The organism is Alteromonas sp. AO-Serp, from assembly GCF_017849675.1.
In the GTDB taxonomy this organism is placed as follows: domain Bacteria; phylum Pseudomonadota; class Gammaproteobacteria; order Enterobacterales; family Alteromonadaceae; genus Alteromonas; species Alteromonas macleodii.
This window is the reverse complement of sequence record NZ_JAFLMX010000171.1, coordinates 1-1,389: the sequence shown is the minus strand read 5'-3', so window position 1 is coordinate 1,389 and position 1,389 is coordinate 1. Positions and strand designations below refer to the sequence as shown.

General features: G+C 45.6%; 1 protein-coding gene. It reads right to left on the bottom strand.

The window, feature by feature from the left end:
- Positions 1-1,165: IS4 family transposase (locus QVA83_RS12070; RefSeq protein ID WP_287498496.1), on the bottom strand; the 1,165-nt coding region annotated here is incomplete at its 3' end.
- Positions 1,166-1,389 lie beyond the last annotated feature (224 nt).

Genomic DNA, 1,389 nt, shown 5'->3' with positions numbered 1-1,389 from the left:
TGGAGCTGTACCATTTGAGTGCAGCTTTCCACTGTCGCATAGTAAATCGTATTCGACAAGCGACAGCCCTGAGTCCAAGGTAATGGAATGACAACACGCTCCTGGTTTCAGTGTTGGCTTGGAAGCGCCGATGCTTATTCGATGAGACAAGTATTATACCCAGTAATATAGCTACGAGTGACGCTAACGACGACAGCAATACCAGTATTGTTAGACGCTGCTTTTTCACGCTTTTATTCTGTTCATAGCCAAGCCCGAACTTCGTGCTTTTCATGTCTCTAAAGCCTTCTTCAATTTGCATTCGTTGCCTGTAAATGGCCACTACTTGTTTCGATAAGCTTCGGTGAGACGCCAGTGTTGTGGCTAATAGCCACGGGTCTTTCGCCCCTTGCGCATGGGCTTTTGAGCGTTTTGAGGCTTTACGTGTACCATCTGGATTTGAAGCATGACGCCCTTTAGATTTCTGTTTAAAAAGAACTAGCGTGCAGGCAAAGGGATTACTTCTTACTATTTGGCTGTTGTCAAAACGCTTCGGACGACAGGTTGCTTGAGTATAGAGATAGCGAATACACTGCCACGTATCTCCTCTATCAAGTGAATAAAGATGTGGCTTACGGATACGTCCAATAATGTCCCATCCAAGCGCCCTAACTGCCCTGAACCAAGGCGATTTATACCCTGCATCGGTAACGATAATGGGTCGGCAATTTGAAGGTAACATGGCGTGTAACGCCTTTAAGAATGCCTTGTGGCTGGCGGGTTTCTCTTTGGTCTTGTTGCAGTGAACTTCTTGATAAAGTGTGATGGGTCTACCCTTTAAAGATATGGCCGCGCGTAAAAGAAAGTGCGCTTTATGGTCATCTAAATCTGACCAGTCGATTGAGATAACAGGGCGAGATGTGCTGCCACAAAATAGTTGGCAAATAGATGCATAGATAAACGGTGTTTCACTTAATAAATGCGGGTTTGAAAGCAAGCGGTCGGCACGTTTAATCCGGTGTTTCTCAAAGGCTTTAGTCTTAATTCCTCGACCTATGCTGGTTACGGTCGCAGCGCTTCCATTAAGCAGACTTTTGACGCACGCCGTGACCGCACTTAGACGAGTTTTATGCATATTGTAGCTGACAAGCGATACGACATTGTTCACAATAGATAGAGCATTCATGGCTGTTTGGCCTCGGTGATTTTTGGCGATTGATCTGATCACCAAACGTCATGAATGTTCCTATCTTTTTTATCTCGCTGATATCGTTATATTATTTGTGGGGATCCCTCAGACTCTGACCCCTTTTTTACTGGGTAGCGACTAGGGCGTAAACGTGCAAGCGAATGGCCTGAAGTGCGCGTTCTTTCCAGTTACTGTCAGCTAGGCGGTTGCTGATGTTATGC